Source organism: Pseudomonas peli (assembly GCF_900099645.1).
In the GTDB taxonomy this organism is placed as follows: Bacteria; Pseudomonadota; Gammaproteobacteria; order Pseudomonadales; family Pseudomonadaceae; genus Aquipseudomonas; species Aquipseudomonas peli.
Map to the genome: position 1 here is coordinate 20,682 of NZ_FMTL01000004.1, position 12,115 is coordinate 32,796.

Below are 12,115 nucleotides of genomic sequence, written 5' to 3' on the forward strand. Positions count from 1 at the left end.
ATCCATGGAGGAACACACCATGCTGCATGCCCAACCGCAAGACCGCGATTACCTGATCGACTCGCTGGATGAGGTGGACGATGTCGTAAACGGGCTATCTTTCAATGTGCAGGACGACCACTGGCTGATCTATTGCGCCATGGGCGGCCACGAGCATTACGCCCTGCCAGACATCGACGCACGCACGGGCATGAGCCTGCCCGAGTTCTATAGCGAAGCCGCCTGAAAGTCAGCAGCACAGATATAAAAAAGCCCGGATCAATCCGGGCTTTTTGATTACAGCGATATGGCTTACTGCCCGAGCATCTGGCCGATGGTCGGGTCCTTGAAGGCGCGGGTCAGGGCGTCGCTCAACACATCGCCAACCAGCTTGGTATTGGTCGCCTGATTCGGCGCCATGCCGAAGCGCTGGTTCAACGAGGCGCCGTAACGGCCGCTGTAGCGACGGCTGCTGTTCTGCACATCAACGCGGAAAGTCGCGGTCATGTCAGCTTCGGTTACGTACATGCCTTCTTTCGGTGACTGGTATTTCAGTTCGGCCAGGGTCAGGGTCAGCTGCGGCGCGTTGTAGGCATTCGCGCTTGGGGTAAAGCCGAGCAAGCGTACAGCCGCTTCAGCCTGGGCCTGCAGCTTGGGCAGGATATCCTGGCCGCTCACGCTGATGGCGCTGGTTTCCGGGTAGAGACCACCGCGAGTTCCCAATACTGGCGAAGGACGGCCATCGGCTACGCGCACCACCACCGGCTGGCCTTGGCCAACAGCGGTCAGCGGGCTATTGAGCTTGGGTTGTGGGCTGAGTTGTTGCGGGCTGTGGGCACAACCCACCAGAGTAAGGCTGGCAACAGCCACCAGACCAAACAGCAGACGATGCAGCATGCTCAACTCTCCATACATAAGGGGGTAGAAGTGGCGCGCAGTATAACCAGCGCGGCAAATGCCTGACAGCGCTGCTTGCCAGGGTCTGCTGCCATTTCTCACAGCAATGCGGCTCGCGATGAAACGGCGACAGAACCTAGGACGCTTATCGCGCTTACTGGTTCCCGTAACACCCCTGTAACCCACGTCAGGCATAAGACTTTAGTCTTCCCTGTTCGTGAGTGATTCGCCATGTTCTCACTGCGCAACCTGCTCGCCCCACGCCCTTCGATGCGCTCATTTGCCCTGGTCGATGCGCAAGGCATCTGCCGCGCACTGCGCCAGTCAGCCCAGGCGCCACAAGGCTCCGGCTGGATTGAGGTGCAACACAGCTGCCTGAGCTGGCTCAATCGACCGCTGCCCGCTAGCGCCAGAACTGCCCAGGTCACGCCATGCCTGCGCGTGCGGCAAACGCTGGCAGCCTGACCGGCGGAAGAAGAAAAGTCACACTAGGCGATCAATTTTCCTGCTTTGCCCTTATAATCTCGCCCCGATTATAAGGACGCCTCCTGTTCGGGCCTTGCCGTATCGCTGATGCTCCATTGCACCAGCTCCGCCCCAGAGAGTCGCCCACTTCGCGCTGCCTTCCGGCTGCCGCTTACTCCCACGTATAGCGCCTGCAATCGCTGCATGGCCGTCCTATGTCGTAGAGAAGCGTGCCCAGCAGACGTGTTTTGAGGTTCACGACTCCAAAAGAGCGTGGAAAGAACGGTTTGGAAAACTTCACAAGAGTGTGGCGAAAATGAACGATCTCGCGGTTGGCATATGCTTCCAGAAGCCTGCTTCCCTCAACCCTGAGCGTCTCGCCGACTGCTGATTGGCTGTGTGCATACATAAGCTGACGAACGTCTATTGAGTGCTGGTTTGCGGAGAAGTGGTAATGGCGCAAAACGATTACGAAACAATGGATGTGGTGCTGGTGGGTGCCGGCATCATGAGTGCGACCTTGGCCGTACTGCTGAAAGAGCTCGATCCGGCGATCAAGCTGGAAGTGCTCGAAATGATGGAATCGGGGGCAATTGAAAGCTCCAACCCCTGGAACAACGCAGGCACCGGCCACGCCGGCCTGTGTGAGTTGAACTACACGCCGGAGTCGGCGGACGGTTCGATCGACATCAAGAAGTCGGTAACCATCAATACTCAGTTCGAAGAGTCCAAGCAGTTCTGGGCCTACTTGGTCGAGAAAGGCCGCTTTGGTTCGCCCAAATCGTTCATCAATCCAGTGCCACACCTGAGCTTCGTTCGCGGCCAGAAAGGTATCGATTACCTGAAGAAGCGCTTCCAGGCGTTGACCGTGCACCATGCCTTTGCGGACATGGAATACACCGAAGACAAAGCCACCCTGGCGGAGTGGATGCCGCTGATGATGCCGGGCCGCGACCCGAACGAGCCAATCGCAGCCACTCGCGTCATGGCGGGCACCGACGTCAACTTCGGCAACCTGACCACGCACCTGCTCGCACACCTCGGCCAGCAAGCTGATGCCAAGGTTTCCTGCAACCAAAAAGTGGTTGGCCTGAAGCGCAGCGGCCAAGGCTGGCGGGTCAGCGTCAAGGACCTGCAAAGCGGCAACAACCGCGAGATCCAGGCTAAATTCGTCTTCCTCGGCGCTGGTGGCGCGGCGCTGCCGCTGCTTCAGATGTCTGGCATCCCGGAAGGCAAAGGCTTCGGCGGCTTCCCGGTCAGCGGCCAGTGGCTGCGTTGCGACAACCCGGACGTGGTCAAACAGCATCAGGCCAAGGTCTATAGCCAGGCAGCTGTGGGCTCGCCGCCGATGTCGGTACCTCACCTGGACACCCGCGTGGTAGACGGTAAAACCTCGCTGCTGTTCGGCCCCTATGCCGGCTTCACCACCAAGTTCCTCAAGCGTGGATCGTTCCTTGATCTGCCGCTGTCGATTCGCTTTAACAACATCGCCCCAATGCTGGCCGTGGCGCGCGACAACTTCGACCTGACCCGCTACCTGGTCAAGGAAGTGCTGCAATCCGAAGCCCAGCGCCTGGAAACCCTGCGCGGTTTCTATCCACTGGCCAAGGCCGAGGACTGGAGCCTGGAAATCGCCGGTCAGCGCGTGCAGATCATCAAAAAGGATGCGAAGAACGGTGGCATCCTGCAGTTCGGGACCGAACTGGTCGCGGCCGAAGACGGCTCCATCGCCGCGCTGCTCGGTGCCTCGCCAGGCGCTTCGGTCACGGTGTCAATCATGCTCGACCTGATCCAGCGTTGCTTCGGCACGCAGGCCAAATCAGAGCAGTGGCGCAGCAAGCTGAACGAGATATTCCCAGCCATGGGCGCAGTGCTCGCCAGCGATGCCGAGCGCTACCGCGAAGTGCAATCGCGCTCCGACGCGTTGCTGCAGTTGGAACAAACCGTCAGCGCCTAAACCGTACTGCAATAAAAAACCGCCTCTCGGGGCGGTTTTTTATTGCCTTTCATTCGCTGAAGGCCGTTTCAGGCTAATCGCGTATTTAAGCGGATGCGGGCATCGGCCGGAAACTGAAGTAATGCCGCAAGGCATCAACCATCTCGACGTAATCACCTGGGGGCGCGACCAGGGCGAAACCCGAGTCATAACTGCCGGGCGTTACATCCTCTCGGGACCATTGGCAGGTGGCCGAAAAGTCGATGTAGTGCGGGGCATCGTGCCCAGGAATTTTCAGACGCATATCAAAACGCGCGCCCACTAACAGGGGTAGCTGACTGATTAACATCAACCCGTCCAATGAGACATTACCGATATAGCCCATGGGCTTGTCGGTGATGCGATTGAATACCTTCAGGTAGTAGGGCAGTTGATGGCGTTCGATGCTGCGCTGAATATGCTTTTGCATAGTGGCAAATCGCTATTGATGGCCATTGAGTATGGCCTCACTACTGCGCTTAAACCAGTTTCAGGAACAGCGTTCAGACACCCGACTCTGGAGTTGCTGACGGGCGGTATCAACCTGCTCATCGCTGTAATAGCTGCGCTGACCATCCGCCTCGGTGCGGTAATAGCTACGCCCCTCAGGGATCGAGGCCAGTTTTTTGCGCAGCTCGTGACATTCCTCGGCGCGTTTGGCCTGTTTTTCCGCAGCCACAGCCGAAACCTGCGCCTGCTCGTCGCGGCGTGCATCGTAAAAACGATTGGTACGCTCTTCGCGCTCACGGGTCAGCTGATCGCGTTCGACCACCTGCGGTTTGACTTCGACCTTTTCGGCCCCCACCGCCGCTGGACGCTGACCGAAATGCACCTGGCCATTGGCATCGGTCCAGCGATAGATTTCCGCAGCCGCCAGCCCCGGCAATAACAACAGGCACAACAAGACGCGCATGGATTCCCTCCCTAAGAACCTGTTTACGATCTCGCGAGCTAGAGCCATACAAGGCAAAAACAGGCGAGGAAGCGGAGTTTACTCGCTGTAAATGAGCATTCCGAGCCTGTTTTTAACGCAGTAGGGCCGACGCGCAGCAGATCGTGAGCAGGTTATAAAACCTCAGCTTACTGCCGAGTAGAGCCTTCTATGGCCTGTAACGACCAGCGGTCAGGGCTTGACCGGGGTGACCTTGACCGCCGCACCGGCGCCTTCATGTCCCAGCTCGCGCAGAGTATCCATGCGTGCGCGGGCGCGATAAGCGTACTCGCTGGCCGGGTAATTAGTGACGATGAACTGGTAGGTATGCATGGCATCAACAAACAGCGCCTGACGCTCCAGGCATTGGCCGCGCAGCAGGGATATTTCCGGCTGCATGTAACGCCGTGAACGGCTGTTGCGCTCGGCCTTGGACAGCGACAGGATCGCTGCTTCGCACTCGCCACGGTCATAGGCCTCATAGGCACTATTGAGGTGGTGATCAAACGAGTAACGGTTGCACCCCGCCACCCCCAACACCAGCAGAACAATAAACAGTATGCGCATAAGCCTCTCCTCCGATGAGCAGTGTATCGACTGCTCAGGAAAATTCTGCAGCAACATATCCTCTGATGGGTAATGCCGCCAGCCACTTGGCCGCCGCACACACGCCTGGCTAGACTGGCGCGCAACGGCCATTGCGCCCAGGAGCTGTCATGTCGTCGTCACCTCGCCTGTTAGTGCTGCTGTGTACCGTTCTGTTGAGCGCCTGCTCGCCCACCACGCCGCTGTTTATTGCGCAGATCACCACCAACGAAGTGGTGGAATACAAAACCCTGAAGAACAACCGCATGCTCGCTGCCATTGAGGATGAAGGCGACCTGCTGACCTACAGTGCCCAGGCCATACGCGACGCCAAAAGCGAACAAGCCGAGCAGCTGTACCTCACTGGTTACCGTGACGAGAAGCTCAGCGATGAGGTGCGTGCCATCTCGCTGTACCAGATCGGTCTGCTCTATATGAACCGCTTCAACGATCAGCGCGACGACAATAAAGCGCTCAACTACTTCTATCAGGTGCTTAACCAGTTCCCATCCAGCCGGGCTGCCGAACGGGCCGAGGCGCGGATTGTGATGATCCGCGAGCGCGCAGACGAGCCCGTACACAAGACCTCGCGCGAACTGCTGGCACACTGGAAGCCCAACCAGCAACTGGACCTGTACAAGCCCAGCCTCGATACCGACATGACCCTGCTGTCGCGCCGCGCCGTACTGAAAAATCGCGTCGGTGAAGCTGAAGAGCTGTACCTGCTGGCCTTGAGCGACCCCGGCATCCCTGCAGACATCAAGGAAAAAGCCCTGTACCAACTCGGTCTGATGTACCTGGCACCAGACAACCCACAGGCCAGCCGCGACAAGGCCATCACCTACCTGCGTCGTCTACTGGTGCAATTCCCCAATAGCGACCTAAACACCAAGGCCGCCCGTCATCTGGATCAGGCACTTAATCGCTAGCAGGTGGGCCAAGGTAGTACAGAGGAACAATGACTACAGGGTTGCGGCATAGTAGCCTCATGCGCAGCTGCCACTCAGGAGTCTGTGCATGACCTTTCGCCGCACCAAAATCGTCGCCACCCTCGGCCCCGCTAGCAACAGTCCAGAGGTGCTTGAACAACTGATCATCGCTGGTCTAGATGTCGCCCGCCTGAACTTCTCCCACGGCTCGCCCGATGAGCACAAAGCCCGCGCCAAGCTGGTGCGCGAATTGGCGGCCAAACACGGCCGTCACGTAGCGCTACTGGGTGATCTGCAAGGCCCAAAAATCCGTATCGCCAAATTCGCCAACAAGCGCATTGAGCTCAAGCTGGGCGACCGCTTCACCTTCTCCACCAGCCATCCGCTGACTGCCGGTACGCAAGACATCGTCGGCATCGACTACCCGGACCTGGTCAAGGATTGCGGCGTCGGTGATGAGCTGCTGCTCGACGACGGCCGCGTGGTCATGCGCGTGATGGAAGCCACCGCAGATGCCCTGCACTGCGAAGTGATCATCGGCGGCCCGCTGTCCGACCACAAAGGCATCAACCGCCGTGGCGGCGGCCTGACTGCGCCGGCGCTGACCGAGAAAGACAAGGCAGACATCAAACTGGCTGCCGAGATGGAGCTGGATTACTTGGCCGTGTCCTTCCCGCGCGATGCCGACGACATGCATTACGCGCGCAAGCTGCGCGACGAAGCCGGCGGCACCGCCTGGCTGGTGGCGAAGATCGAGCGCGCCGAAGCGGTAGCCGACGACGAAACCCTCGACGGCCTGATCCGCGCCAGTGATGCGGTGATGGTTGCTCGTGGTGACCTGGGTGTGGAGATCGGCGACGCCGAACTGTGCGGCATCCAGAAGAAAATCATCCTGCACGCGCGCCGCCACAACAAGGCAGTGATCACCGCGACGCAGATGATGGAGTCGATGATCCAGAACCCGATGCCGACCCGCGCGGAAGTCTCCGACGTAGCAAACGCCGTGCTCGACTACACCGATGCGGTGATGCTCTCGGCGGAAAGTGCCGCCGGTGCCTACCCGCTGGAAGCCGTGCAGGCCATGGCGCGCATTTGCCTGGGCGCGGAAAAGCACCCGACCAGCAAGAAATCCAGCCACCGCATGGGCACCGAGTTCGAGCGCTGCGACGAAAGCATTGCCCTGGCAGCCATGTACACGGCCAACCACTTCCCCGGTGTTAAAGCGATCATCGCGCTGACCGAAAGTGGCTACACCCCACTGATCATGTCGCGCATCCGTTCTTCGGTGCCGATCTTCGCCTTCTCTCCGCACCGCGAAACCCAGGCCCGCGCGGCCATGTTCCGCGGCGTCTACACCGTGCCGTTCGATCCAGCCGCCTTGCAACCGGCGGAAGTCAGCCAGGCCGCAGTGGACGAACTGCTTAAGCGCGGCGTGGTGCAGACTGGTGATTGGGTAATCCTGACCAAGGGCGACAGCTACCACACCATCGGCGGCACCAACACCATGAAGCTGCTACATGTGGGTGAAGCGCTCGTGTAACTGTTTCGCCGCAACGTAAAAGGCCGCTCAATCGAGCGGCCTTTTTGTTTGCCTCAAGGCATCAGGCGAACTTGCTGAAGTCGGGCGTGCGCCGCTGCATAAAGGCGGTCAGCGCCTCGATGGCTTCCGGCGAGCGCAGACGCTGGCCGAACAATGCACCCTCCTCCTCGATAACCCGGCGCAGTTGCTCGCGATCCGGCGCACGCATCAGGCGTTTGCTGTCCGCCACTGCAGCCGGTGCCAATTGCTGGAAGCGCAGGGCCATTTCGCGGGCCTTGGCCAGGGTTGCCGCGCCGCTATCCAGCGCCTGATTAGCGATGCCCCAGGCGGCGGCCTGCTCACCGGTAAAGCTCTGCCCGAGCAGCAACAGTTCGGCAGCGCGGGCGTGGCCAAGCAGGCGCGGCAGGATCAGGCTAGAGCCGTATTCAGGACACAGGCCCAGGTTGACGAAGGGCATCTTCAGCGTGGCATCACGGCTGACATAGACCAGGTCGCAGTGCAGCAGCATGGTCGTGCCGATACCCACCGCCGGACCGTTGACGGCGGCCACCACTGGCTTGCTGAACTCGAACAGCGCCTGCATAAACTGGAACACTTCGCTGTTCAGCCCGGTGGGCGGCGCCTTGATAAAGTCGGCGACATCATTGCCGCTGGTAAAGCAGCTGTCGCCGCCGGTGATCAGCACGGCGCGCACGCTTTTATCCTGATCGGCCTGCACCAGCACTTCGGCCATACCGCTGTACATGGCGCGGGTCAGGGCATTCTTTTTGTCAGGGCGGTGCATGCGCAGAGTCAACAGCCCTTGTTCACGCTCTACCAGCAGGTGCTCGCTCATCATCAATCCTCACGGCAGGCCACCCGCGAGCTGAGAACCTGAACGGCTAGCGCGCGTGGGGCAAAAAGACGTCAGCGAAAACCTGGCTGCGCGGTAAACCCGCCAGATACAGGCGGCGCGCAAAAGTTTCGACACTGTCGGGGTGGCCGCAGAGTAAGGCGATGGTTTGCCGTGAAACAAGGCGCAGTTCGGCCAAAGCAGCCGGCAACTCGGCCGCCACCAGCAGCTCGACCTGCACCTGCGGATGGCTGGCAGCCAAAGCCTGCAAGGGCTCAGCCAGATAATGTGCGGCCGCATCATGGGCCAGGTGAATAATCCGAATGACGCCCTGATGCTCCTGACGTATTGCCTCACGCAGCACCCCATAGAGCGGCGCCAAGCCGGTGCCAGAGGCCATCAGCCACAGCGGGCGGGCTTGCCAGTCCGGGTCATAGTGCAGCGCCGCACCGCGCAATTCGCCCAATCGTAGGCTGCCACCCGGCTGAAACGCCCGCGCTGCCGTGGCAAAGGCACCGCCGTGTCGACAGTCAATATGAAACTCCAGCCAAGGATCGTCGCCCGGCAAGCTGGCCAGCGAATAGGGTCGGGCTATACCGTCCTCAGTCCAGAGTTGCAGGTGCTGGCCGGCACTGTAGCGCAGCGGCCGCTGTGGGGTCAGACGCAGACGCAGCACATCGCTGCTGAGCCAATCGCAACTGTGAATAACGGCAGGGACCGCATCGCGCAGCGGGTCGAATACCTCGATGCTCACGTCCTCGACCACACGACACTGGCAAGCCAGGCGCCAACCCTGCTCACGCCGCGCATCGTCCAGGGCTTCCGGCTTGCCATCGAGCAACTCGCCGCCCACGCAACGCACCAGGCAGGCATGACAACTGCCGGCGCGGCAGCTGTAGGGCACGGTAATGCCGGCAGCCAGTAGGCTGTCCAGCAGGTTACTGGCGGGGGCGACATCAAGGCAGCGATCAGCGGCCCGTAACTCAGGCATCCACATCCTCCCAGGTCGCCGCGCAACGGTTACGGCCGTCGCGTTTGGCCTGGTACAGCGCCTGATCGGCACGTTGCAGGGCTTCGTCGAGATCATCGTGCACGGTCAGCAACGTCATGCCGATGGACACGCTCAGGCTGGCCACCTTCACGCCCAGCGGCTCGGCGCGGCTAAAGGCCTCACGCAAGCGCTCGCAGCATGCGGTGAACTGATCGGCTTCGGTATTGGGTAACAACAACACAAATTCCTCACCGCCGTAGCGGGCTACCACATCGCCGTCGCGCAGACAGGCGCGGGCGACAGCAGCGAACGTTTGCAGAACGCGGTCCCCGGCAGCGTGACCATGGATATCGTTGATCCGCTTGAAATGATCCAGATCGAGCAGCGCCAGACCATGCTGACGCCCATGATGCAGCCCTTCCAGTTCACGACTGGCAAGACGCAGGAAGTGCCGGCGATTACACAGGCCGGTCAACTCGTCCGTAGCGGCCAGGTCTTCCAGTTGACGCATCATGCCACGCAGCGTGTCCTGATGCGCCTGCAGGGCAAAACGCCGTTGGCGCATTCGCTGACGCATAGCTTGGGCGTAACTGGCAAACAGACACAGCCACACCAGCACTACGGCCAGCACACACGCCTGCATAAAGGCCGCAAGTGGCTCATTCAACTGCAGGGTATAGGCTTCATACAGGTTGAGGCCGGCAAAGCCGAAGAAGGCAAACAGCGCGCAACGAGCGAAGACCCGCGGCGGCAACTGAAACACGCCGAATAGCATGATCAGCAGGTAAATCACCAGCATGCTGCCGCGCCCTTCGCTGAACAGTGACAGCAGCACCGTCAGCCAGGCCAACGCCACCAGCACCTGCGGTTCAGTCAGGCTGGGGTCGGACAATCGCAGGTTGAAGTGGGACAGAAACAGCACGAGGAACACCAGCTGGCTAGCGGCGGCCAAGGCAGTGATGGTCAGCGCCGTAAGAGGCGAGGCATGAAACAGCCCAGCGAATATAGCGGCCCAGCACAGCAGCCCAGTCATTGCATAGGTCGCCACTGCCATGCCGAAACGCTTCAGCAGCAGGCTTTGCAGAGATCGCTGGGTTACCCGCTGGCTACTTAGGCTCATGGGTTTATGGGCTCCGTCCCATGCTGGCATCTAGCCGCCACTCTACCCTTGTGATCACAGAATGCCTAGGCCGCTACCGCGTCATTAGTCGGCTCAAATAGCCGACCAGCGACCATGGTCTGGGCCGCCACAGGTGTCCGCCTGGCGGTGTGCGCGGTATACTGCCGCGCCTTTTTATCTTGTGCTTTGGCTATGTCCTTTGACCTTGATAGCACTGCGCAGGGCCGTGACCCTGCGCAGTTCGAAGTTCCTGCCCTACTCCTCCCCTACAAAAAGGAGCGCCAAGCATGACCGTGATCAAGCAAGACGACCTGATCCAGAGCGTCGCCGACGCCCTGCAGTTCATTTCCTATTACCACCCCGTGGATTTTATCCAGGCCATGCATGAGGCCTACCTGCGCGAAGAGTCCCCCGCCGCGCGCGACTCCATGGCGCAGATCCTGATCAACTCGCGCATGTGCGCCACCGGTCATCGGCCGATCTGCCAGGACACCGGCATCGTCACCGTCTTTATCCGCGTCGGCATGGACGTGCGCTGGACCGGCGCCACCATGAGCGTCGACGACATGATCAACGAAGGCGTACGCCGCGCTTACAACCTGCCGGAAAACGTCCTGCGCGCCTCGATCCTCGCCGACCCAGCTGGCGCGCGGAAGAACACCAAGGACAACACCCCGGCCGTCATCCACTACTCCATCGTCCCCGGCGACAAGGTGGAAGTGGACGTCGCAGCCAAAGGCGGCGGCTCCGAGAACAAATCGAAGATGGCCATGCTCAACCCGTCCGACTCGATCGTCGACTGGGTACTCAAGACCGTTCCGGAAATGGGCGCTGGCTGGTGCCCGCCGGGCATGCTCGGCATCGGCATCGGCGGCACCGCCGAGAAAGCCGCGGTAATGGCCAAGGAAGTGCTGATGGAGCACATCGACATCCATGAGCTGAAAGCCCGCGGCCCGCAGAATAAGATCGAGGAAATGCGCCTCGAACTGTTCGAAAAAGTTAACCAGCTGGGCATCGGCGCCCAGGGCCTCGGCGGCCTGACCACCGTGCTCGACGTGAAGATCATGGATTACCCAACCCACGCCGCCAGCCTGCCGGTGTGCATGATCCCCAACTGCGCCGCCACCCGTCACGCCCACTTCGTGCTCGACGGCAGCGGTCCGGCCGAGCTGGAAGCGCCGGACCTGTCGGCCTACCCTGAAATCGTCTGGGAAGCCGGCCCGAGCGCACGCCGCGTCGACCTCGACACCCTGACCCCGGAAGATGTGCAGAGCTGGAAGCCAGGCGAGACCGTGCTGCTTAACGGCAAGATGCTCACCGGCCGCGACGCCGCGCACAAGCGCATGGTCGACATGCTGAACAAGGGCGAAGAGCTGCCGGTGGACCTCAAAGGCCGCTTTATCTATTACGTCGGCCCGGTTGATCCGGTACGCGAAGAAGTCGTCGGCCCAGCCGGCCCGACTACCGCCACGCGGATGGACAAGTTCACCCGACAAATCCTCGAAAGCACCGGCCTGCTGGGCATGATCGGCAAGTCCGAGCGCGGCCCGATTGCCATCGAAGCGATCAAGGACAACAAGGCCGTGTACCTGATGGCTGTCGGCGGCGCTGCTTACCTGGTCGCCCAGGCGATCAAGAAGTCGCGCGTGGTGGCCTTCGCCGAACTGGGTATGGAAGCCATCTACGAGTTCGACGTGAAAGACATGCCAGTCACCGTGGCGGTCGACACCAAGGGCGAGTCGGTGCATATCACGGGGCCTGCGATCTGGAACAAAAAGATCCACGACAGCTTGGCCGTCGAGATCAAGTAAGCCCTGCGGCAAATACAACAAACCCGGCCATGTGCCGGGTTTGTTGTTCAAGAGGTCGGT

General features: G+C 60.6%; 13 protein-coding genes. 6 read left to right on the forward strand and 7 right to left on the reverse strand.

The window, feature by feature from the left end; translation table 11 throughout:
* Nucleotides 1-19 precede the first annotated feature (19 nt).
* On the forward strand, nucleotides 20-226 hold the full coding sequence (locus tag BLO50_RS17230; RefSeq protein WP_090255234.1) for a hypothetical protein: 207 nt from the start codon (nucleotides 20-22) through the stop codon (nucleotides 224-226).
* 65 nt (nucleotides 227-291) lie between these two features.
* Here BLO50_RS17230 and BLO50_RS17235 read toward each other — a convergent pair whose 3' ends face one another.
* Nucleotides 292-876, reverse strand: a complete 585-nt coding sequence (locus BLO50_RS17235; protein WP_090255237.1) for a YajG family lipoprotein — start codon at nucleotides 874-876, stop codon at nucleotides 292-294.
* 231 nt (nucleotides 877-1,107) lie between these two features.
* On the opposite strand from BLO50_RS17235, the gene BLO50_RS17240 reads away from it, so the two are divergent.
* Both BLO50_RS17240 and mqo read left to right on the forward strand, forming a co-directional pair.
* Nucleotides 1,108-1,341 (forward strand): hypothetical protein, encoded by a 234-nt coding sequence (locus tag BLO50_RS17240; RefSeq protein WP_090255238.1) that lies wholly within the window; start codon nucleotides 1,108-1,110, stop codon nucleotides 1,339-1,341.
* 454 nt (nucleotides 1,342-1,795) lie between these two features.
* Nucleotides 1,796-3,298: a malate dehydrogenase (quinone) gene (gene mqo, locus BLO50_RS17245; RefSeq protein WP_090255240.1), complete on the forward strand. Its 1,503-nt coding sequence runs from the start codon at nucleotides 1,796-1,798 to the stop codon at nucleotides 3,296-3,298.
* An 85-nt stretch (nucleotides 3,299-3,383) separates the two neighbouring features.
* Here mqo and BLO50_RS17250 read toward each other — a convergent pair whose 3' ends face one another.
* From BLO50_RS17250 to BLO50_RS17260, 3 genes are all read right to left on the reverse strand, one after another.
* Nucleotides 3,384-3,746 (reverse strand): PilZ domain-containing protein, encoded by a 363-nt coding sequence (locus tag BLO50_RS17250; protein WP_090255242.1) that lies wholly within the window; start codon nucleotides 3,744-3,746, stop codon nucleotides 3,384-3,386.
* A 60-nt stretch (nucleotides 3,747-3,806) separates the two neighbouring features.
* Nucleotides 3,807-4,229: a DUF4124 domain-containing protein gene (locus BLO50_RS17255; protein ID WP_090255244.1), complete on the reverse strand. Its 423-nt coding sequence runs from the start codon at nucleotides 4,227-4,229 to the stop codon at nucleotides 3,807-3,809.
* Nucleotides 4,230-4,439: 210 nt separating this feature from the next.
* Nucleotides 4,440-4,814, reverse strand: coding sequence for an outer membrane protein assembly factor BamD (locus tag BLO50_RS17260; protein ID WP_090255246.1), 375 nt, complete (start codon nucleotides 4,812-4,814; stop codon nucleotides 4,440-4,442).
* A gap of 149 nt (nucleotides 4,815-4,963) precedes the next feature.
* Between BLO50_RS17260 and BLO50_RS17265 the strand changes: the two genes are divergently transcribed.
* Nucleotides 4,964-5,761, forward strand: a complete 798-nt coding sequence (locus BLO50_RS17265) for a tetratricopeptide repeat protein (RefSeq protein ID WP_090255248.1) — start codon at nucleotides 4,964-4,966, stop codon at nucleotides 5,759-5,761.
* An 88-nt stretch (nucleotides 5,762-5,849) separates the two neighbouring features.
* The gene (gene pyk, locus BLO50_RS17270) at nucleotides 5,850-7,301 is read left to right on the forward strand and encodes a pyruvate kinase (protein ID WP_090255250.1); all 1,452 of its coding nucleotides are present in this window, start codon (nucleotides 5,850-5,852) and stop codon (nucleotides 7,299-7,301) included.
* 61 nt (nucleotides 7,302-7,362) lie between these two features.
* Here pyk and BLO50_RS17275 read toward each other — a convergent pair whose 3' ends face one another.
* The 3 genes from BLO50_RS17275 to BLO50_RS17285 are packed head-to-tail and all read right to left on the reverse strand — an operon-like array spanning nucleotide 7,363 to nucleotide 10,244.
* The gene (locus BLO50_RS17275; protein WP_090255253.1) at nucleotides 7,363-8,136 is read right to left on the reverse strand and encodes an enoyl-CoA hydratase; all 774 of its coding nucleotides are present in this window, start codon (nucleotides 8,134-8,136) and stop codon (nucleotides 7,363-7,365) included.
* A gap of 46 nt (nucleotides 8,137-8,182) precedes the next feature.
* Nucleotides 8,183-9,124, reverse strand: coding sequence for an iron-sulfur-binding ferredoxin reductase (locus tag BLO50_RS17280; RefSeq protein ID WP_090255254.1), 942 nt, complete (start codon nucleotides 9,122-9,124; stop codon nucleotides 8,183-8,185).
* Nucleotides 9,117-10,244: a GGDEF domain-containing protein gene (locus BLO50_RS17285; protein WP_090255256.1), complete on the reverse strand. Its 1,128-nt coding sequence runs from the start codon at nucleotides 10,242-10,244 to the stop codon at nucleotides 9,117-9,119. Before BLO50_RS17285 ends, BLO50_RS17280 begins: the two co-directional genes overlap by 8 nt.
* Before the next feature lie 287 nt (nucleotides 10,245-10,531).
* Here BLO50_RS17285 and BLO50_RS17290 point away from each other — a divergent pair, with 287 nt between their 5' ends.
* Nucleotides 10,532-12,055 (forward strand): fumarate hydratase, encoded by a 1,524-nt coding sequence (locus tag BLO50_RS17290; RefSeq protein WP_090255258.1) that lies wholly within the window; start codon nucleotides 10,532-10,534, stop codon nucleotides 12,053-12,055.
* The last annotated feature ends 60 nt before the right edge of the window (nucleotides 12,056-12,115 follow it).

Excerpts from the sequence above, each read along its gene's own strand:
- BLO50_RS17230 (WP_090255234.1), top strand. The coding sequence starts at position 20 with ATGCTGCATGCCCAACCGCAAGACCGCGATTACCTGATCGACTCGCTG.
- BLO50_RS17235 (WP_090255237.1), bottom strand. The coding sequence starts at position 876 with ATGCTGCATCGTCTGCTGTTTGGTCTGGTGGCTGTTGCCAGCCTTACT.
- BLO50_RS17240 (WP_090255238.1), top strand. The coding sequence starts at position 1,108 with ATGTTCTCACTGCGCAACCTGCTCGCCCCACGCCCTTCGATGCGCTCA.
- mqo (WP_090255240.1), top strand. The coding sequence starts at position 1,796 with ATGGCGCAAAACGATTACGAAACAATGGATGTGGTGCTGGTGGGTGCC.
- BLO50_RS17250 (WP_090255242.1), bottom strand. The coding sequence starts at position 3,746 with ATGCAAAAGCATATTCAGCGCAGCATCGAACGCCATCAACTGCCCTAC.
- BLO50_RS17255 (WP_090255244.1), bottom strand. The coding sequence starts at position 4,229 with ATGCGCGTCTTGTTGTGCCTGTTGTTATTGCCGGGGCTGGCGGCTGCG.
- BLO50_RS17260 (WP_090255246.1), bottom strand. The coding sequence starts at position 4,814 with ATGCGCATACTGTTTATTGTTCTGCTGGTGTTGGGGGTGGCGGGGTGC.
- BLO50_RS17265 (WP_090255248.1), top strand. The coding sequence starts at position 4,964 with ATGTCGTCGTCACCTCGCCTGTTAGTGCTGCTGTGTACCGTTCTGTTG.
- pyk (WP_090255250.1), top strand. The coding sequence starts at position 5,850 with ATGACCTTTCGCCGCACCAAAATCGTCGCCACCCTCGGCCCCGCTAGC.
- BLO50_RS17275 (WP_090255253.1), bottom strand. The coding sequence starts at position 8,136 with ATGAGCGAGCACCTGCTGGTAGAGCGTGAACAAGGGCTGTTGACTCTG.
- BLO50_RS17280 (WP_090255254.1), bottom strand. The coding sequence starts at position 9,124 with ATGCCTGAGTTACGGGCCGCTGATCGCTGCCTTGATGTCGCCCCCGCC.
- BLO50_RS17285 (WP_090255256.1), bottom strand. The coding sequence starts at position 10,244 with ATGAGCCTAAGTAGCCAGCGGGTAACCCAGCGATCTCTGCAAAGCCTG.
- BLO50_RS17290 (WP_090255258.1), top strand. The coding sequence starts at position 10,532 with ATGACCGTGATCAAGCAAGACGACCTGATCCAGAGCGTCGCCGACGCC.